Consider the following 19,332-nt stretch of genomic DNA (forward strand, 5'->3'; position numbering starts at 1 on the left):
ACGCCAATGTGGGAGCGGGCTTGCTCGCGAATGCGGTGTGTCAGACGCCAAAAGTATTGACTGTCACGACGCCTTCGCGAGCAAGCCCGCTCCCACAGGGGAATTGCGTTTATTTGCCGGGGGTGAGAGTCAAACGCGTTTTGCCGTAAACCCGATCGAAGTTCTGCGGCTGCATCGGCAACCCGATGTACTGCCCCTTCAACCACGCGTCGATGCCATTGAGGTAGTTCGGGCTGACCGGATTCCCCGATTGTCCCGTACCGTTCTGCCCCATCAGCGGTTCGGCCTGGCCGAAGTCGACGATAAAGCGCATCGACGGCGCGCGCGTGGTGGTGAAGTCCTGGCCCCAGGCGAACGCCGAGGTGTTCAACGTGGTGTGATCACCACCGGCCGCCAGCGGCCCGCGAACGGTCTGGCCATTGGCATTCTTCCACGTATAGCTATGCAATTTGCCCCACTGCCAGGCTTTGTGATCGCCGCCCAACTGAGTGTCACTGGCCGTGATTGCGGCCGCGAAGCTGCGGGCAAGCATCACTGCCTTGTCCTCTTTCTGCGGCGTGCGGATGTCATCCCAGAACGGGCTGTCTTCGCGCCCCAGCAGATGATCGGCCTGCGCTGCGTAGGACAAATCACCGTTGGCAATAAACGCCTTCCACGCCCGGCTGGACTCGGGGCCGAGTTCGTCGAGGAAGATCTGCTTCATGCTTTCTTGCAGGAACAGTTCGTAGATCGCTGCATCCGCCGAGGTCGGGCTGAGCTTGCCGTCGAACGCCATCAGCCTTGTAAATGCCTCGCGTGCCTTGCTGCGATCGGCTTCTGGCAGGGCGTCGATCGCCTGTTTCAGCGGTTGCTTCATGCCCGGTGCTTCGAAGACTTTCTTCAGTTTGGCGGCGAAGGTCGTGGTCTGGTCGTACTGCATGGCGATCACGCTGCGGCTGTCGTGCTTGCCGCTGCCGGCCAGCTCGGCCAGACGTTCGCCACGTTCCGGTGCGGCCCAGGAGTTCGACAGTTGCATGCCGTAGCCGTGGGGAATAACGCGCTGGTTGGCCGTGCCGAGCCAGCCTTGCGCCGGGTCTTGATCGTACGGATGCAGCATCGGGTCGGCGTAACCGTCCCAGTCGTAACGACCTTCCCAGCCCGGCGACGGCAGCAGGCCTTCGCCTTCACGGCGATTCGGGAAGCGGCCGGTGACTTGCCAGCCGATATTGCTCGCATCGGCGAATACCAGATTCAGCGCGATAGCGCGGATTTCCCGGCTCGCGTCCGAGGCGCGTTCAACGGTTTGTGCGCGGCTCAGATCAAAAAACGCATCCAGCGATTTGTCGTCGGTGAAGCTTGGCGTCTGCAGGGCCAGGCCGAAACCGTTGCCTTGTGCGGCAGCCTGGGCACTGTTGAGCAGTGCGCCATGGCGGGTTTCGTACACCGCTTCGCGAATCGGCCGCTGGCCTTTGACGAAGTAGGTTTCGTTGCGCACGCCTACAGGCTGCCATTTGCCATTTACTTCGTAGGAAAGTGTGCTGCCCTGACGACGGATTTTTTCCAGGAACAGGTCCTGGTTGTCGCCGAGCACGCTGGTCATGCTCCACGCCACTTTGCCGTTGAAACCACCCAGCACCATCGGCAAACCAGCGACGGTCACGCCGGCGGCCTGATATTTCGGCGCACGGATCTGCACGAAGCTCCACAGCGACGGCGCGGCCAGCGGGCCATGGCTGTCGCTGGCCAGCAGGCTTTTGCCGCTGCGGCTGCGTTGCGGGGCGATTGCCCAGTTATTCGAAGAGGTGGTGCCGAGCAGGTTCAATGCCGACAGTTGCTGGCTGGCATTGCTCAGTTCGCTCAGCCCTGGGATTTGCCCATTGAGCTTGAGGCCTTGCAGCTTGTCGGCTTCGGCCAGCGGCAGGTTTTCATCCGGGGCGGACGGGGTCAGCCAGGCGAGTTTGTCGCTGGTCACGGTTTGCGCGAGCACCAGTGACGAGATTTCTTCCGGCAAGTTGGCCGACTGGCTGAAGTTCAGCAGAGCGAAAATCAGCGCCGAATCTTCCGGTTTCCAGTATTCCGGCTTGTAACCGCTGGTGGCGAGGTCGCCCGGCAGTTTGTCGGCATAGCGGAACAGGTAGGCGTTGACGCCCCGCGCATACACTTCGAAGAAACGCTTGAGGCGCGGCGACGAGGCCTTGTACAGCTCGGCGGCGCTTTTCTTCAGATTGACGGCGCGCATGTAGCGGTCGGCATCGAGCATCGAGGCGCCGGACATTTCTGCCAGACGGCCCTGAGCCAGCAGGCGCAGGGTGACCATCTGGTTGATGCGGTCGCTGGCGTGGACATAACCGAGCGAGAACAGCGCGTCATGGAAACTGTTGCTTTCGATCAACGGCATGCCCATGGCATTGCGGCGCACCGAAACGTTCTGCGCCAGCCCCTTGAGCGGTTGCACGCCGGAGGTGGGCGGGAGGGTGTCCTGAGCGTTCCAGGTCTGGCAACCGGAGAGGCTCAAAACACCGGTCACTGCTGCGGCAACGCCGAACCGGGGAAGAAAATGTGTAAGGGCTGGCGAGGCCATGGCAAAGCTCCTGCGGGGGTGTAGAGGCTGGGGGCGCAATAAAGCCGCTACGTTAGTGAGGCGCAGGTGGCCGCGCAAGCGGGGCGAGTGGTTATTTCTTGCCACTGATCGATGTTCGTTTCATGGCTTGCCTGGTTGCAGCGAGGGATGTTGAAGTGCAGGAAATCAAATGTCCCTTATGAGAAGACCACCATGGAGCTGCAGGCCAACGCTGCACTGATCATCATCGACCAGCAAAAGGGCATCCTGCAGCCGCGCTTGGGGCGCCGGAACAATCCGCAGGCCGAAGAACGAATCCTCGATCTGCTGGGGCTTTGGCGCCGCAGCGGGCGGCCGGTGATTCATGTGCAGCACTTGTCGCGTTCGCCGGATTCGGTGTTCTGGCCCGAGCAATCCGGGGTGGAGTTTCAGCAAAGATTTTTGCCGCAGGACGGTGAGTGGCTGATCCAGAAACACGTGCCGGATGCGTTTTGTGCCACCGGGCTGCAGGCGCGGTTGCGGGAAGCGGGGATCGGACAGTTGATCATCGTTGGCGTGGCTACCAACAACTCAGTGGAGTCGACAGCGCGCACGGCGGGCAATCTGGGGTTTGATGCCTGGGTGGCGGAGGATGCGTGCTTCACCTTCGACAAGGCCGATTATTTCGGCACGCCGCGTTCAGCCGAAGAGGTACACGGGATGTCGCTGGGTAATTTGCACGGGGAGTATGCGACGGTGGTCAGTTCGGCGTGGATTCTGGCTGCAGCCTGAAAAGCTTTTACTGAATGTGCTGGCCCCTTCGCGAGCAGGCTCGCTCCCACATTGCTGAAACACCGGCCATTGTGGGAGCTGGCTTGCCAGCGATAGCGGTGGGTCAGGCGACAGCAATATTGAAGGTTCCGGCCCCATCGCTGGCAAGCCAGCTCCCACAGGAATCACGGTGCATTCAAATGTGGGAGCGAGCCTGCTCGCGAAGGCGATTGATCAGACGAAGAGGGTCTTCGCCTGAAGCATCAAGCCCCGTGGCACTTCTTGAATTTCTTGCCGTTGCCGCATGGGCAAGGGTCGTTGCGGCCGACGTCTTTCAGGGCGTTGCGCACCGGTTCCTGGTGGGCGTGGCCGCAGTTCGGGCCGTGGACATGGCCGTGGTCATGATCGTGATGGTCATGATCGTGGTTGCAGTCAGGGCCATGGACATGGGGTTGCTGAGTCATCGGTGTTGCTCCGGAATTAAATCGGCGGGGATTATCACGCCATTGCGCTCAAGGTGCACGTAGTGAGCGATGAATAAACCGGTTTCCATCTCACCCTGCAAACGATAGGGAATCTGCTGATTCGGATTTTTCAGCATTTTCACCACGTCCTTCACCTTTGGCCACAGGTTGGTGCGGATCGGTACTTTGAAGTACGCGCTGCGTTTGGGGCCAACGGTAAACCAGTGTTCATGTTCCCCTTCGGCCAGCAGCATGTCGGCCAGATGAATGCGGTATTCCAGGCCGCGTACGGTCAGATCGCTGTCGTTGGGGTTGTCGATGCGAAAGTGCAGGATGAATTTTTGCTCAAGCAACTTGGCGCGCACCACTTCGACTTTGACCAGGTGCACGGCGGGGTCGACGCTGTCGTCGCTGAACCAAGAGGCGCAGCCCACCAGGCCCAGAAACAGCAGCAAAGTGACGAATTTGAATGTGCGCCAGTGACCGAGCATGGACTTACTCCCTTTGGGGCCAGTCTAGACGCTAAAAGATCGCAGCCTTCGGCAGCTCCTACAGAGGGCCGCGCAATCCCTTGCAGGCTGCGATCTTTTGATCTCAAGCGCCGAAATACCCCGCACAGCACTTCTTGAACTTCTGCCCGCTGGCACACGGGCAACTGTCATTACGCCCCAGCTTCAGTTGCACGGTCGGGTCGATGAAGTACCAGCGCCCGGCGTTCTGCACAAACGAGGAGCGCTCGCGGTGGCTGTGTTCGCCCTGGCTGTCGTGCCAGCGTGCGGTGAAGGTGACGAAAGCGTGTTCCGGCTGGCCGCCGAAGACTTCCGAACTTTCGACCTCGAGGCCAAGCCAGGTGCTTTGCGCGCTCCAGGCACTGATCGATTGGCGATCCAGCCCCTGTTGCTGGGCGGGCAGGGTGGTTGCCACCAGATAGTCGATCAGCCCCAGCACGTAGGCGCTGTAGCGCGAGCGCATCAAGGCTTCGGCGCATGGGGCCGGGAGGCCTTCGTGATAGTGACCGCAGCAGGCATCCAGCAGATTGCCGCTGCCGCAGGGGCAAATGGCTGTACTCATTGCATTACCACCAGTATTTCCCGAAGTTTTCCGGATTGGCCCAGAACCGCGAGTTGAGCCAGTCGGGGACTTGTTTGTAGTCAAGCAGATCGTAGGTGAACAGGGTCAGCACCTGATCGTCGCGTTGGAAGCGTTCGCTGGCCTGCAGCGCCAGTGAATAGAAGTCGGTTTCCTGCCAGCCACTGGCCGCCAGATCCGCCAGCACCGCGATGCGGCTGGCGTTGAGGTTGCGGATCCCGCCCAACAGGTTCAGGCCGTCGCGTTTGGGCAAATGTTCCAGGCAGTCGACCACCAGCGCCAGATCGAAACGTTGCGCTGCCAGTTCTGCAGGCAGGGCGCCGGGCGCAGCGTGGGCCACGCAGGTGTCCGGATGCGCCTCTTTAAAAGCAGTCAGCGCCGGGAACTCACTGGCGCCGATCAGCAACAGACGCGCCGGTGCATAGCGATCCAGCAAAGCGGCCAACGCCTGTTGCGGCGTACGGGAAGAAATGGCGACGTTCATCGAAGCTCCTCAATCAGACCGCCAAGACTAGCCTGCCTGAGTGCGGCGGCAAAGTGCCCTGCCTCGCTGTTTTGCGGCAAATGCGCCGAAGTCCTGTGAACACGGTCGCAAACAGCAGTGGCCTATTGCTGGCGGAGATTAAAACTCCAGTCTTTACTCCCTGAATCGGTTCTAAGCCGATCCCTCAGGAGAACACTAGATGAGCATAGTTCGGACAGCATTACCCTTGGTTCTGCTAACCAGTGTGTTGACTGGTTGCGCAGGTTTGCAGAAAACCGACTGGCCGACCTGTGCGGCGGTCGGTGGTGTTGTCGGTGCCGGTATTGGCGCGACGGAAAGTTCGGCATGGGCGGGCTACGGCGCGCTGATTGTCGGTGGTACGGCAGCAGCCTATTGCTGGGTGCACGGTGATGGCGACGAAGACGGCGATGGTGTGCCGGACAGTCGCGACAAGTGCCCGGGCACGCCTAAAGGCGTACAGGTCGATTCTGACGGTTGCCCGCCACCAGCGCCTGCACCTGTGGTTGAAGAAGCTGTAGTGGTCAAGGAAGAAACCATCGTTATTCGTGATGTTCACTTCCAGTTCGACAAAGCGACGCTGACCGGCCCTGATAAACAAGTGCTCGACAAGGTCGCCACGCGCCTGAAACAGGAATCCTCGACTGCGCAACTGACCGTGACCGGTCACACCGACAGCGTGGGCAGTGATGCCTACAACAAGAAACTGTCGGACCGTCGTGCGCATTCGGTGGTGGAATACCTGATCCAGCAAGGTGTACCGCGCGCCAGCTTCGTTTCGGTATCGGGTCTGGGTGAAAGCCAACCTGTGGCCGACAACAAATCCGCTGACGGTCGCGCGCAAAACCGTCGTACCGAAATCAAAATCGTCCGCTAGCACTCTCGCATCCGCGGCTTGTGCAGTCGCGGATGCGGGTCTTTACTCCTGTGTAACCGGTATGGGCCGGTGACACAGGAGCTTTCACAATGACTGTTTTCTCAAGGTCCGTCTTGCCGGTGCTGCTGCTTGGCAGCTTGCTCACCGGTTGCGCCACGCACAGCGATGGCACTGCACCCCTCAATCAACGTACGTGGCCGATCTGCAGCCTTATTGGCGGGCTGGTCGGCGGCGGCCTCGGCGCTATTGAAAGCGCTGGCTGGGCTGGTGGCGGCGCTGCGCTGGGGATCCTTACCGGCGGACTGATCTGTTATGCCCAGGACGGCGATGAAGACGACGACGGCGTGTTCGACCGGCGCGACCGTTGCCCGGATACACCGGCCAATACCCCGGTCGATCACCGTGGTTGCCCGCTACCGCAATATCCTATTGTTGAGAAAACGGTCGAACCGGCCCCGCAAACCGAAGTCATCACGTTGAGCGACGCTGGCAACGTCCTGTTCGATTTCGACAAGTCCGACCTGACGCCGTCGGCGAGAGCCCAGCTCGATACGCTGATGGACAAGTTGCGTAATGCCGATGTGGTCAGCATCAAGGTGATCGGCCATACCGACAGCAAAGGATCGGATGCCTATAACCAGGCGCTTTCCGAACGTCGCGCCAGCAGCGTGGCCGCGTATCTGCTGAGTCAGGGCCTGACCCCGAACAAACTCACCAGTGAAGGACGTGGCGAAAGTGAACCAGTGGCGGATAACGCTACCGACGAGGGCCGCGCGCAAAACCGTCGCGTGGAGTTGCACATCAATCGATAGGATGTGTCTGTAGTCCGCTAACTAGAGCTGCCGGGGCGATCATCGTCGTCCGGCAGCCAATTGGCGGCCCGGGAGGTTTTTTTCTTTTTTGCCTCTGGCTTATCCCCCGCAGAAGCCGTTACTGTGCGCCCAAAGAATAATTCGCAACACGGGGGAGCGTATGAAAGTGTTTTGGGGGCTGGGGCGGTTATTGACCCTGCTGTTCTGCTGCGTGGTACTGGTCAATCAGCTAGTGCCGTTCGTACATCCGCTGCATCTGCTGGTCAATCTGGCCGGCGGTCTGTTGCTGCTGATCCATGTGTTCGAAGTGCTGCTGTGCAACCGCAGCCTCAAGGGGCGTACGCACCCTTGGCGTGATCGTGGCCGCATCCTGCTGTTCGGCGTATTCCACCTGCAAACCATCCCGGCCCCGGCCGCTCCGGAGGCTTCTTCCCATGCGTAAATTGTGTCTGCTCGCTGCATTTATCAGCCCATTGGCCTGTGCTCAAGTGGTCAGTGTTGAGACCAACTCGCTGATGCGTTTGCCCAATACCACCAGCACTTTGCAACTCGAACGTCTGGACGTCGCCGATTACGGCACCCTGCTTATTCCCGCCAACGTGACCGAACTGACCGTGGGCGAATTGCGCCTTGGCCATGAAGCGCGCATTGCCATCGTTCCGGCGGAACAGGCGCTGGAGCTGAAAGTGGCGCGTGCCGAACTCAGTGAAGGCAGCCAGATCACCGCGCGCGGGGCGCCGGGGACTTATGAAAAAGCCGCCCGTGCGGGGCGCAATCTGAATCTGCAATTCAAGGCGTTGAACGCGCCACAACTGTTGGTCGATGCCCGTGGCGGCACCGGTGCCCCTGGTTTTGTCGGCCTCGATGGCGGTAATGGTGAAGACCCGGGCTGCACTTATGGCTCGGCCGGGCACGGTTTTGATGGCAGTAATGGCAGCGACGGCCAACCGGGCGCACCGGGTGCGCTGGTGCGCCTTGAGGTGCCGCGCGATTTTCCGGTCGAGCTGATCAAGGTCAACGTGGCCGGCGGTGCCGGTGGCCCGGCGGGTGTGGGGGGCAAGGCCGGCAAGGGCGGCAAGTCCAAAGGCTGCCTGGTGTACCGCGCCGATGGAGGCAAGAACGGCAAGGCCGGGGCGGATGGCCAGCCGGGGCCGGTTGGCGCGGCGGGCTCGGTTACCGTGCAACGTTTATAAAATCACTGATTGTTCCCACGCTCTGCGTGGGAACACAGCCCGTGACGCTCCGCGTCACTGGACGCAGAGCGTCCCTTGCGGCATTCCCACGCAGAGCGTGGGAACGATCACGGCCGCGCCGCCGCAATCGCCACCAGCACCAACCCGACAATCAGATTAATCCCCACCACCCGCCGAATCCGCCCCAGCACCGCGGCACCCGCCGGCCAGTCTTTCGCGGCGACCGCCGTACGCAGCTCAGGCAGCATCAACCCCTGAATGCGGATAAACAGCGCCGTCATCACCACATACAACCCGATCATCACCTGCACGTACTTAGGCGCCGTCTCAAAGCCGACCTGCTGCAAATGCAACATGCCCACGCCGCTGATCGGCAACAGGATCACCGCGACCCACACCCAGCGGAAAAAACCTTGAAACACTTCCACCCACAAGGTCAGTCGCGCGGGCCCGTCCAGAGCCTTCACAGCCGCGGGGCGCAAGACCATCCAGGCGAAAAACATGCCGCCGACCCAGACCAGAGCGGACAAGACATGCAGTGGATAAACGAGGCTAAAAGGTGTCATTGGGGCACTCCGTTCTGCGCGGGATTAATTAGCGGGGTATGATAGCCGCCATCCGAAACTACTGAAAATTTATCCAGCGTTTTTACGCCCGACACTCAATGATCAGCACTGAACTCAAAACCACGATCCAGGGCGCCTACTCGCGTTTTCTAGAGGCCAAGAGCCTCAAGCCGCGTTACGGCCAGCGCCTGATGATCGCTGAAATCGCCAAAGTCCTCGGGGATATCGACACCGACGACGAAGGCCGGCGCAGTGGCGACCCCGCAATTGTTGCGGTGGAAGCCGGCACCGGTACCGGCAAGACCGTCGCTTACAGCCTGGCCGCGATCCCGACGGCGAAACTCGCCGGCAAACGCCTGGTGATCGCCACCGCGACCGTGGCCCTGCAAGAGCAGATCGTCTACAAGGATTTGCCCGACCTGATGCGCAACAGCGGGCTGAACTTCAGTTTCGCCCTGGCCAAGGGCCGTGGCCGCTACATGTGCCTGTCTAAGCTCGACATGCTGCTGCAGGAAGGCCATGCGCAAACCGCTACTGCTCAGCTGTTCGAGGAAGAAGGCTTCAAAATCGAGATCGATGAGGCCAGTCAGAAGCTGTTCACCAGCATGATCGAGAAGCTCGCCGGCAATAAATGGGACGGCGACCGCGACAGTTGGTCCACGGCGCTGGAAGATGCCGACTGGGCGCGTTTGACCACCGATCACAGCCAGTGCACCAACCGCCATTGCCCGAACTTCGGCCAGTGCGCCTTTTACAAGGCCCGCGAAGGCATGGGCAAGGTCGACGTGATCGTCACCAACCACGACATGGTTCTGGCTGACCTGGCATTGGGCGGCGGCGCCGTTCTGCCTGATCCGCGCGACACCATTTACGTGTTCGACGAAGGCCACCATCTGCCGGACAAGGCCATCGGCCACTTCGCCCATTACACGCGCCTGCGTTCCACCGCCGACTGGCTGGAAACCACCGCGAAAAACCTGACCAAATTGCTCGCTCAGCATCCGCTGCCGGGGGATCTTGGCAAGTTGATCGAGCAGGTGCCGGAGCTGGCGCGGGAGATCAAGACCCAGCAGCAGTTCATGTTCAGCGCCTGCGAGCAGGTCGCCGATTTCAAACCCGGCGAAGACGTCGAGGGTCGCGAGCGGCCACGCCATCGCTTCGTCGGCGGGGTGATTCCCGAGCACATGCGCGAAATGGGCATCGAGCTGAAAAAAGGCTACTCGCGTCTTAACGACCTGTTCACCCGCCTGACCGACCTGCTCAAGGAAGGCATGGACGGCGAGGTCAACATCGGCATTGCCAGCAATCAGGCTGAAGAGTGGTATCCACTGTTCGGCAGTCTGCTATCGCGTGCCTCGGGCAACTGGGAACTGTGGACGGCGTTTACCGCCGAAGACCCGGAAGACAGCCCGCCGATGGCTCGCTGGTTGACCCTGGCCGAGAGCGGCTCGCTGTTCGACATCGAGGTCAACGCCAGTCCGATTCTCGCTGCGGAAACCTTGCGCCGCAGCCTGTGGAACGTGGCTTACGGCTGTCTGGTGACTTCGGCAACCCTGACCGCGCTGGGCACCTTCGACCGTTTCCGCATGCGTGCCGGTCTGCCGAAAAAAGCCATCACCGCCGTGGTGCCGAGCCCGTTCCACCACGCCGACGCCGGTGTGCTGCGGGTGCCGGACCTCAAGGCCGACCCGCGCGACGCCGCCGCTCACACCGCGGCGATCATTCGCGAGTTGCCGGATCTGGTCGAAGGCTCCCGCGGCACGCTGGTGCTGTTCTCTTCGCGCAAACAGATGCAGGACGTGTTCGACGGTCTCGACCGCGACTGGCGCAAGCAAGTGTTCATTCAAGGCAACCTGTCGAAACAGGAAACCCTGAACAAGCACAAGGCGCGGGTTGATGGCGGCGATTCCAGTGTGCTCTTCGGTCTGGCCAGTTTCGCCGAGGGGGTGGACTTGCCGGGCGCGTATTGCGAACACGTGGTGATTGCCAAGATCCCGTTCTCGGTGCCGGACGATCCGGTCGAGGCCGCGCTGTCGGAGTGGATCGAGGCCCGGGGCGGCAATCCGTTCATGGAAATCTCCGTGCCCGATGCCTCGCTGAAACTGGTCCAGGCCTGCGGCCGCCTGCTGCGTACCGAAGAAGACCGCGGCACCATCACCTTGCTCGACCGACGCCTGGTCACCCAGCGCTACGGCAAGGCGATCCTCAATGCCTTGCCGCCTTTCCGTCGTGAAATATCCTGAGACAACGGTGGGCAATTTTGCCCACCGCGTTGTCTATCTCTCTGCCATCGCTTTTCCATTGGCCATTGTTGGTCGTTAGGGAGAACTCCGTTCTTATGATCCGCCGTTCGTTGCCTGCTGTGTTTGCCATGATCTTCGCCGCCCCGTTACTGGCGGCGCCTGCTGGCCAGCAGACGCTGTTCAACTTTGTCCGTCCCGCCGACGTGGTGAAAATCGCCACGGAAAACGCCGACCTGCCACAAGCCAACGCCGAGCAAACCGCTGAAGGTGAAGTGCTGCGCCGCGTCATCTTCAACCCGGTGGCCCGCCCGACCTTGCGCCTGACCCCGCAAACCGGCGCCTGGGACTGGTCGCAGTCCGGCATGATGAGCTTGCGTCTGCAGAGCGCAATGAACTGGGCTGTGACGGTTTACGTGCAGATCCAGAGTAATGACGGCAAAACCCTGATCAGCCGCGTCGATCTGCCTGCCGGCCCGGCGCAAACCTTGCTGGTGCCGCTGGTGGCGACCACGCCACTGAGCCAAGGCATGAAAGCCGTGCCGCCGATGCCGATGACCGTCGATGGTCAGCGCATTCTGCTGGCCAGCAGCAGCGGTGAGATTGATCGTAGCCAAGTGGTGTCGGTGAGCCTGTCGATGGATCAGCCGAAAGTGGCCCAGAGCCTGTTGCTCGAGCGCTTTGGCGTGCAGGACGGCGAGGCTGTGACGCAGGCGGTGTACGGCAATCTGGTCGACGCCTATGGCCAATCGACCCGCAGCAAATGGCCAGAAAAAATCGCCAATGACGAACAACTGAAGTCCGCCGCCGCCAAGGAACAGCAACAGCTGAAAACCTGGCTGGCCGAGCGTGAAAAGTCCTCGCTGGACAAGTTCGGTGGCTGGAGCAAAGGCCCGGCCTTCAAGGCCAGCGGCTTCTTCCGCACGGAAAAACGCGACGGTCGCTGGTATCTGGTGACGCCAGAAGGTCATCCGTTCTATTCCCTCGGCGTTAACACCCTCAGCCCCGAGGTCAACCAGACTTACGTGGCCGGGCGCGAGTGGATGTTCGAGTCCCTGCCAAAACTTGGCGAGCCCCTCGCCAACCACTTCGGTGAAGGCGATAACCGTGGCGGCAACGGCGCCGATCAGGGCCGAGGCTACGGCAACGGACGCTGGTATGACTTCTATGGCGCTAACCTGCAGCGGGTTTATGGCGAACCCTGCAAACCGGACAGCGATACCAAGGCCGGAATCGCTGAAGCGGCCAAGGCGGGTGCGGTTGAAGAGACCGCAGTGAAAGCCGCCGAGCCTGTTCCAGAGTCCAACGAGGCGAAGGCCGGTGTCGCCGAAGCGGCGAAAATCGACGCCGTAGCGACGACGGCTGAAAAAGCGGCGGATCAACCCGTTACTGCTCCGTGTACCGCTACGGTCGATGAGCAGAAGTGGGCCAGCCATACCCTTGACCGGCTGCAAGCCTGGGGCTTCAACACGGTTGGCAACTGGAGCGCTGACTCGCTGAGCGACGCCGAACGCGTGCCCTATACCTTGCCGCTGTCGATCGTCGGCGATTACACCAGCATCAGCACCGGCAACGACTGGTGGGGCGCCATGCCTGACCCGTTCGACCCGCGTTTCGCCATGGCCACTGAGCGCGCCGTGGCCATCGCTGCCCGCGATCACCGCGACGATCCGTGGCTGATCGGTTACTTTGCCGACAACGAATTGGCCTGGGCGGGCGCAGGTGACGATCCGCAATCGCGCTACGCACTGGCTTACGGCACCTTGAAAATGACCACCGACGTGCCGGCCAAACGCGCCTTCCTCAAGCAGTTGCGTGACAAGTACCGCAACCAGGCGGGGCTGTCGAAGGCCTGGGGCATCGATCTTCCGGCGTGGGAATTGATGGAAGACCCGGGTTTCGTGCCGCCGTTGCCGAACCCTGAGCACCCGGAAATCGAAGCCGACTTCAGATACTTCCAGAAGGTTTTCGCCGACACCTACTTCAAGACCATCTCCGACTCGCTGAAATGGCACGCGCCGAATCAACTGCTGCTCGGCGGCCGCTTCGCCATCAGCACCCCGGAAGCCGTGGCCTCCTGCGCGCAGTATTGCGATGTGTTGAGCTTCAACATGTATACCCTCAAGCCGCAGGACGGTTATGACTTCGCCGCGCTGAATGCTCTGGATAAACCGGTTCTGATCACCGAGTTCAACTTCGGCTCCGCCGATCGCGGCCCGTTCTGGGGCGGTGTGACGCAACTGGCCAGGGAAGAAGATCGTGGCGCGGCTTATGCCAATTTCCTCAAGCAGGCACTGAGCGAGCCGTCGATTGTCGGCGTGCACTGGTTCCAGTATCTGGATCAACCGGTGACCGGCCGTCTGCTCGATGGCGAGAATGGTCACTTCGGTCTGGTCGGCGTGACGGATCTGCCGTATCAGGGTTTTGTCGAGACGGTGCGCAAGAGCAATTTGCAGGCGGTTGATCAGCTTGGCAAAGAGACCGAGAAAGCCGCCGCAGTCCATGAAGCCGAAGGTGGCAGGAAAGGTGAGGCTGGCAAAGGCCCGGGGCAGGGCGCCGGCCATGCCGGTGGGCATTCGGGCAATGGACACTGAGTTCTGATTGACCGCGTTATCGTTCTTCGCGAGCAAGCCCGCTCCCACACTGGATCTTGGCAACACTGCAGATCCCCTGTGGGAGCGGGCTTGCTCGCGAAGGCGTCAGTGGTGTCGCTACAACATTAACCGCCCAGCCCACAGCTGTTCCCAAATCCCTCAAGGGCTGGAACAATGCGGGCCACTTTGTAGAGCGTTTTCGCGGGGGAGTTGCGGGTGCAGATTCAGGGACATTACGAGCTTCAGTTCGAAGCAGTGCGCGAAGCTTTCGCGGCACTGTTCGACGACCCCCAGGAACGCGGCGCAGCCTTGTGTATCAAGGTCGGTGGAGAAACCGTCCTCGACCTCTGGTCCGGCACCGCCGACAAGGACGGCGCCGAGGCCTGGCACAGCGATACCATCGCCAACCTGTTCTCCTGCACCAAAACCTTCACCGCCGTTACGGCGCTGCAACTGGTCGGCGAAGGCAAGTTGCAACTGGATGCTCCGGTCGCCCGCTACTGGCCGGAGTTCGCCGCCGCCGGCAAAGAATCCGTCACCCTGCGCCAGTTGCTCTGCCATCAGGCCGGTCTGCCGGCCCTGCGCGAACTGCTGGCGCCCGAAGCCCTTTATGAGTGGCAAACCATGGTCGACGCCCTCGCGGCCGAAGCACCGTGGTGGACGCCGGGCACGGGTCACGGTTACGCCGCGATCACCTACGGCTGGCTGATCGGCGAATTGCTCCGTCGAGCCGATGGTCGCGGGCCCGGCGAATCCATTGTCGCCCGTGTCGCCAAGCCATTGGGTCTGGATTTTCACGTCGGTCTGGCCGACGAAGAATTTCACCGTGTCGCGCACATCGCGCGGGGTAAGGGGAATGCTGGTGACGCCGCGGCGCAGCGTTTGCTGCAAGTAACCATGCGCGAACCGACCGCCATGACCACCCGAGCCTTCACTAATCCACCGTCGGTGCTCACCAGCACCAACAAACCGGAATGGCGACGGATGCAGCAACCGGCGGCCAATGGCCACGGCAATGCGCGCAGTCTGGCCGGGTTCTACGCCGGTTTGCTCGACGGCAGCCTGCTCGAAAGCGACATGCTTGAAGAGCTGACCCGCGAACACAGCCTCGGCGAGGACAAGACCCTGTTGACCCGCACCCGTTTTGGTCTGGGCTGCATGCTCGATCAACCGGACGTGCCGAACGCTACTTACGGCCTCGGCCCACGGGCATTCGGCCATCCGGGGGCGGGCGGCTCGATCGGTTTTGCCGACCCTGAGCATGATGTCGCGTTTGGTTTTGTGACAAATACCCTTGGGCCGTACGTCTTGATGGATCCGCGCGCGCAAAAGCTCGCGCGGGTACTTGCCACTTGTCTGTAAAGCGTCAAGAGAGGTTCCAGGGCCGGAACCTCGACTGGTTTTTCGATTCAAAGCGTCTGTTTATCCGGGCGAAAGTGCTCTGATTTTTCATTACTTCATTTTGTGGATTTTCAATGTCAGCTAAAACGACTCTCGCCCTGGCCCTGTGTGTTGCGATCACCGGTTGTGCACAGACTCCGAAAAACGACGCGGACGGCGGTAGCTGGTGGCCGTTTGGATCCTCCGACAAAGTGGCGGCCAAAGAGCCGGCCCCAGCCCCGTCCCCGTTGAAACCTGCTGCTACTGCGCCAGTAGCCAAAAATGAAAGCAGCAACCCATGGTACTGGCCGTTCGGCTCCGGCGATTCGACCGCCAAGGCCGATGCCAAGCCTGAGGTAAAATCTGCAGCCAAACCGGTTGAAGTGGCCAAAGCCGAGGCAGACAAGGGTGGCAAATGGTGGTGGCCGTTCGGCGGCAAGGATCAGGACACCGCCAAAGTGGTGCCGATGCCTGACCCGAAAGTCACTCAAGCCTGGCTGGACGACTACGAGCCGCGTCTGCGTACCGCGATCCAGGACAGCAATCTGCAACTCGAGCGCCGCGACAACGTGCTGGTCGTGACCGCGCCAGTGGAAGGCTCGTTCAACCCGGATCGTCCGGCGATGCTGCTGCCAGTCACTCTCGGCCCGTTCACCCGCGTGGCGAAAATCCTCGAAGCCGATCCGAAAACCGCTGTTCTGGTTCTCGGTCACAGCGACTCCAGTGGTGCAGCGCCGGCTAACGTCAAACTGAGCCAGGAACGTGCGCAAGCCATTGCCGCGATCTTCCGCCTCAGCGGCCTGCAGCGTGATCGCCTGATGCTGCGCGGCATGGGTTCTGAAGCACCACGTGCCGCTAACGACAGCGTCGAGGGGCGTGCCCTCAACCGTCGCGTTGAAATGCTGGTGACTCCGCAGAACACCATGGTTGCGCTACTGAGCAAGTACAACATGCCGGCGCCGAAGCCAGTGACCATGGTCGCGGCGCAGGACGTCAAGCCAGTGGCCAAACCGGTGACCCCGGCGCCAGCTGCGAAGAAAGCCGCTGTAACGGCCACCAAAAAGGCGCCAGCCAAGAAAGCCGCCGCCAAGGCACCGGCAAAAAAAGCCCCGGCCAAGGCTCCAGCGAAGAAAACCGCTCCAGCCAAAGCCGCCGCGACCGACAAGAAAGTCGCCGCGACCGATGCCACCAAGAAGTGATTCGCTAACGAAAAGGAATGCGCCATGACCCAGGCTCTGGCAGATATGCGTCGTGATTACACCCGGGACGGTTTGACCGAGGCGCAAGCCCCGGCCGAGCCGTTTGCGCTGTTCCACCAGTGGTTCGCCGACGCGGTGAAAACCGAGCAGGCGCCGGTGGAAGCCAACGCCATGACCCTGGCCACGGTTGATGCGGACGGGCGTCCGCATTGCCGCATTCTGCTGCTCAAGGGCCTGGACGAGCACGGTTTCACTTTCTTCACCAACTACGACAGCGCCAAGGGCCAGCAGATGGCGGCCAATCCGTTTGCCGCCATGACCTTCTTCTGGCCGACCCTCGAGCGCCAGGTGCGCATCGAAGGGCGGGTGGTGAAGGTCACGCCGCAAGAGTCCGATGCGTATTATCAGGTGCGTCCGCTGGGCAGCCGTCTCGGTGCCTGGGCTTCGCCACAGAGCCGGGTGATCAACGGGCGTGGGGAGCTGGAGGATTTGCTCAAGGCGACCGAGCAACGTTTCAGCGATACCCAGCCTGACTGCCCGGAACACTGGGGCGGCTACCGTTTGCTGCCCGAGCGCATCGAATTCTGGCAGGGCCGTCCGAGCCGTCTGCACGATCGCCTCAACTACCGTTTGCAAGGCGCCGCCTGGATTCTTGAACGTCTAGCGCCCTAAGCAGTCTACCGAGCGGGATAGCCGGCCGCAGCGGCCTCAAGCCACTTCGGCAGGTCCCGGCGCTTGATCTTCTGCGCTTGGGCGTGGGCCAATTGTTCGAGCATGAAGGTGCGTTTGCCTGCATCCTCGCCGGCCAGCGACAATGCCAGATCACGATCCATCCAGCGTTTGATCCGCACGTACAGCCACCAATGGAAGTACAGACCCGCTGCGGTGGTCACGACAATGATCAAGTAATCCATGAAAATCCTTGGGTCGGCGGCGCAAGAAATGGAATTTGGCGCTAATGTTGGGTGAGTTCGCAGGGCGCCTGTACCGGGCCTGAATGAAAGCAATTTTATCCGGGCGGGGCAGTGACAGGCGTCAAGCTGTGGAGTTTAATGAATACCTGTCCTTTGGAGTTGATGCTATGCGTAAGTCTGTTCTGCTGGTTGCTTCCTTTTCCACGATGGCGATGTTGCTTACCGGCTGCCAATCGAGCCTGACCGGTGACTCCTACTCCCGTGACGAAGCGCGTCGCGTGCAGACGATTCGCATGGGCACTATCGAATCCCTGCGCCCGGTGAAAATCGAAGGCACCAAGACCCCGATCGGCGGCATCGCCGGTGCGGCAGTCGGCGGCGTTGGCGGCAGCGCCATCGGCGGCGGTAAAGGCAGCATCGTCGCTGCGGTTATCGGTGCTGTGGCCGGTGGTCTGATCGGCTCCGCCACCGAAGAAGGCCTGACCCGCACCCAAGGTGTGGAAATCACCGTGCGTGAAGACGACGGCAGCATGCGTGCCTATGTGCAGCAGGTTCAGGAGAATGAAGTGTTCCGCGTGGGTGAGCGCGTGCGCATCTCCACTGTTGGCGGCACCAGCCGCGTTTCGCACTAAGCGGGAACGAGCGGTAAAAGAAAACCCCGATCAGGTGACTGGTCGGGGTTTTTTTTGGTGCTTTTCAGCTTTTCTGAGTCAGGTTTGTCAGTCTTCGCGACAGAGCCCGATGCAGTAAGTCAAATCGTCCCTGAAGGGCGTGTTGACGAGTTGCATGATTTCTCTGGCTTGAGTTTCCGTCAGATCATGTTCACCCATCGGTACATCTTTCAGAGACTCCCATCCCATGACGTTAAGAACCGCCTGCTCTGAAGTGTGCGGCACATCTTTGTCATATTGCAGTGAGTTGTCTGGATTTGGTTCAGGGAAAAAACCGGAAAGAGCTAAAAAAATCATTCTTGAATACTCGATTGTCACTTGGTCGTGGTGCGTCTTTCGGGTTTTGCTTTACCGGTCTGCTCACCCGTTTGTATATCGAACTCGCCGAGATGGTCTCCTTCCCAGTTATAAACCTCGACAGCTCCATGTTGATAGTCCCACTCATAAATGCGCTTTTTACTTTCCCAACGCCTGCGATGCCCTTTTTTACGAACCGGTAATGCATCGGGGAAGGCTGGAAGTAGCTTGGGCGGCATATGGTAGTCGTGGTCACCAGACACCGGACGCGCAACCACTATATAGAGTGGCCTGACCCCCGAGTCCGCCGGGAACACCAGAATGAAGTCCCTGTACTCCGGCGGATAAACCGGATTCACCAGAATCCCTTCCGCCGCTTTCGTCGGCGGATACACCCAGATATGTGGCGCTTGCGGTGCAGCCTCCAGCGCTGGAATACCGAGGATGTCCGAGGCATCCACGGCCGGCGTCCAGAGCAGTTCGGTGCCTTCACCCAGGTCGGCGACGAAGCGGTCGCCGCGGGCGGTGAACTGAACGACATCGACCATTTCCCAGTCGCGGTTCTTGCCGGTGTAGAAGCCGTAGCCCTTTAGGCTGCCGTCCGCTTCTTGTTCGATGCGCAGTCGCACTCGGGTGCGGGCCTGTTTCAGGGCCCGCAGTTGATCGTCGGTGTAGAGGGCGCTATCGCCCAGGCTCGAAGGCATGAACAGCGCGACCAGTCCAACCAGCGTGGCAGCAACCGTGCTGGCGGCAACGGCAGGCAACGCTTCGAATGCGGAGCCGGCCAAAGCAAAATTGCCGAATCCTGTGGGGATGGCGGTTGCGCTGATTTTCTTCAGCGCAACCGCGCCGTTTTCATCGGCGTCACGTGCGCCCAACAGAATCAGTTCGCCGTAACCCTTCAGGCTGTCAGTCGGCACCATCCCCGAAGGACTGGAGTAATCGATAATTGCATCCGGCAACTTGCAGGATTTGGCGAAGACGCAGCCAGCACGCACGGGATCGGCTTTTTTGACTGCCACCTCTCGGCTGCGCTCGAAGGCCTCCTGCCGCGCCAGCATGGCGTCGTAAGCGTTCTGTCTGGCGTCGCGTTCGGCCAGTTCAGTGGCCGTCATATAGCGGTAGGTGACGTGATGCCCGTCGCCTTGCGGTGGGTTGGGAACCCGGGGAATGTCCTTGTTACGAGCCACTGATCGTCCTTTCGTTCATCCATCGGCAGCCCCTCGGAAGGGGCTGCGCGACGTT

The 19,332-nt window shown here is 60.9% G+C and carries 20 protein-coding genes; 11 read left to right on the forward strand and 9 right to left on the reverse strand.

Annotation, left to right across the window (positions count from 1 at the left end; genetic code table 11):
* Positions 1–109: 109 nt before the first annotated feature.
* Positions 110–2,560 carry a penicillin acylase family protein gene (locus CKW18_RS11665; RefSeq protein WP_095188931.1) on the reverse strand — a complete coding sequence of 817 codons (2,451 nt, stop codon included), beginning with the start codon at positions 2,558–2,560 and terminating at the stop codon, positions 110–112.
* Positions 2,561–2,752: 192 nt separating this feature from the next.
* Between CKW18_RS11665 and CKW18_RS11670 the strand changes: the two genes are divergently transcribed.
* The gene (locus CKW18_RS11670) at positions 2,753–3,310 is read left to right on the forward strand and encodes a cysteine hydrolase family protein (RefSeq protein ID WP_095188932.1); all 558 of its coding nucleotides are present in this window, start codon (positions 2,753–2,755) and stop codon (positions 3,308–3,310) included.
* Positions 3,311–3,552: 242 nt separating this feature from the next.
* Here the strand turns inward: CKW18_RS11670 and CKW18_RS11675 are convergent, their stop codons facing one another.
* The 4 genes from CKW18_RS11675 to CKW18_RS11690 all read right to left on the reverse strand — a co-directional run bounded on the left by CKW18_RS11675 (position 3,553) and on the right by CKW18_RS11690 (position 5,326).
* A complete protein-coding gene (locus CKW18_RS11675) occupies positions 3,553–3,753 on the reverse strand; it encodes an SEC-C metal-binding domain-containing protein (protein WP_034146774.1) in 201 nt (66 codons plus the stop codon).
* Positions 3,750–4,244, reverse strand: coding sequence for an LEA type 2 family protein (locus tag CKW18_RS11680; protein ID WP_095188933.1), 495 nt, complete (start codon positions 4,242–4,244; stop codon positions 3,750–3,752). The genes CKW18_RS11675 and CKW18_RS11680 overlap by 4 nt, the downstream gene beginning before the upstream one ends.
* 103 nt (positions 4,245–4,347) lie before the next feature.
* Positions 4,348–4,824, reverse strand: a complete 477-nt coding sequence (locus CKW18_RS11685; RefSeq protein ID WP_095188934.1) for a YchJ family protein — start codon at positions 4,822–4,824, stop codon at positions 4,348–4,350.
* Between the two features lie 4 nt (positions 4,825–4,828).
* The gene (locus tag CKW18_RS11690; protein ID WP_095188935.1) at positions 4,829–5,326 is read right to left on the reverse strand and encodes a DUF6231 family protein; all 498 of its coding nucleotides are present in this window, start codon (positions 5,324–5,326) and stop codon (positions 4,829–4,831) included.
* Between the two features lie 199 nt (positions 5,327–5,525).
* On the opposite strand from CKW18_RS11690, the gene CKW18_RS11695 reads away from it, so the two are divergent.
* The 4 genes from CKW18_RS11695 to CKW18_RS11710 all read left to right on the forward strand — a co-directional run bounded on the left by CKW18_RS11695 (position 5,526) and on the right by CKW18_RS11710 (position 8,226).
* Positions 5,526–6,221: an OmpA family protein gene (locus CKW18_RS11695; RefSeq protein ID WP_095188936.1), complete on the forward strand. Its 696-nt coding sequence runs from the start codon at positions 5,526–5,528 to the stop codon at positions 6,219–6,221.
* An 89-nt stretch (positions 6,222–6,310) separates the two neighbouring features.
* Positions 6,311–7,033, forward strand: a complete 723-nt coding sequence (locus CKW18_RS11700; protein WP_095188937.1) for an OmpA family protein — start codon at positions 6,311–6,313, stop codon at positions 7,031–7,033.
* A 160-nt stretch (positions 7,034–7,193) separates the two neighbouring features.
* The gene (locus CKW18_RS11705; RefSeq protein WP_095188938.1) at positions 7,194–7,475 is read left to right on the forward strand and encodes a DUF1145 domain-containing protein; all 282 of its coding nucleotides are present in this window, start codon (positions 7,194–7,196) and stop codon (positions 7,473–7,475) included.
* Entirely contained in the window at positions 7,468–8,226 is a 759-nt protein-coding gene (locus CKW18_RS11710; protein ID WP_095188939.1) for a collagen-like protein, read from the forward strand. The genes CKW18_RS11705 and CKW18_RS11710 overlap by 8 nt, the downstream gene beginning before the upstream one ends.
* 107 nt (positions 8,227–8,333) lie before the next feature.
* Here CKW18_RS11710 and CKW18_RS11715 read toward each other — a convergent pair whose 3' ends face one another.
* Positions 8,334–8,792, reverse strand: coding sequence for a CopD family protein (locus CKW18_RS11715; RefSeq protein ID WP_095188940.1), 459 nt, complete (start codon positions 8,790–8,792; stop codon positions 8,334–8,336).
* Between the two features lie 98 nt (positions 8,793–8,890).
* On the opposite strand from CKW18_RS11715, the gene dinG reads away from it, so the two are divergent.
* The 5 genes from dinG to pdxH all read left to right on the forward strand — a co-directional run bounded on the left by dinG (position 8,891) and on the right by pdxH (position 16,877).
* Positions 8,891–11,035 carry an ATP-dependent DNA helicase DinG gene (dinG, locus tag CKW18_RS11720; protein WP_095188941.1) on the forward strand — a complete coding sequence of 715 codons (2,145 nt, stop codon included), beginning with the start codon at positions 8,891–8,893 and terminating at the stop codon, positions 11,033–11,035.
* A 95-nt stretch (positions 11,036–11,130) separates the two neighbouring features.
* Complete coding sequence (locus tag CKW18_RS11725; protein ID WP_095188942.1) at positions 11,131–13,626, forward strand: beta-galactosidase; 2,496 nt, start codon at positions 11,131–11,133, stop codon at positions 13,624–13,626.
* Positions 13,627–13,842: 216 nt separating this feature from the next.
* Positions 13,843–14,988, forward strand: coding sequence for a serine hydrolase domain-containing protein (locus CKW18_RS11730; protein ID WP_095188943.1), 1,146 nt, complete (start codon positions 13,843–13,845; stop codon positions 14,986–14,988).
* A gap of 113 nt (positions 14,989–15,101) precedes the next feature.
* Complete coding sequence (locus CKW18_RS11735) at positions 15,102–16,205, forward strand: OmpA family protein (protein ID WP_095188944.1); 1,104 nt, start codon at positions 15,102–15,104, stop codon at positions 16,203–16,205.
* A 24-nt stretch (positions 16,206–16,229) separates the two neighbouring features.
* Positions 16,230–16,877, forward strand: a complete 648-nt coding sequence (pdxH, locus tag CKW18_RS11740) for a pyridoxamine 5'-phosphate oxidase (RefSeq protein ID WP_095188945.1) — start codon at positions 16,230–16,232, stop codon at positions 16,875–16,877.
* A gap of 5 nt (positions 16,878–16,882) precedes the next feature.
* Here the strand turns inward: pdxH and CKW18_RS11745 are convergent, their stop codons facing one another.
* Complete coding sequence (locus CKW18_RS11745) at positions 16,883–17,119, reverse strand: hypothetical protein (protein ID WP_095188946.1); 237 nt, start codon at positions 17,117–17,119, stop codon at positions 16,883–16,885.
* Between the two features lie 167 nt (positions 17,120–17,286).
* Here CKW18_RS11745 and CKW18_RS11750 point away from each other — a divergent pair, with 167 nt between their 5' ends.
* Entirely contained in the window at positions 17,287–17,751 is a 465-nt protein-coding gene (locus tag CKW18_RS11750) for a glycine zipper 2TM domain-containing protein (protein ID WP_008086349.1), read from the forward strand.
* 87 nt (positions 17,752–17,838) lie between these two features.
* On the opposite strand, the gene CKW18_RS11755 is transcribed toward CKW18_RS11750, so the two are convergent.
* On the reverse strand, positions 17,839–18,087 hold the full coding sequence (locus CKW18_RS11755) for a pyocin S6 family toxin immunity protein (RefSeq protein WP_095188947.1): 249 nt from the start codon (positions 18,085–18,087) through the stop codon (positions 17,839–17,841).
* A 17-nt stretch (positions 18,088–18,104) separates the two neighbouring features.
* Positions 18,105–19,277 (reverse strand): S-type pyocin domain-containing protein, encoded by a 1,173-nt coding sequence (locus tag CKW18_RS11760; protein ID WP_095188948.1) that lies wholly within the window; start codon positions 19,275–19,277, stop codon positions 18,105–18,107.
* Between the last annotated feature and the right edge of the window lie 55 nt (positions 19,278–19,332).

Source organism: Pseudomonas sp. Irchel 3E19, assembly GCF_900187585.1.
Lineage (GTDB): Bacteria > Pseudomonadota > Gammaproteobacteria > Pseudomonadales > Pseudomonadaceae > Aquipseudomonas > Aquipseudomonas baetica.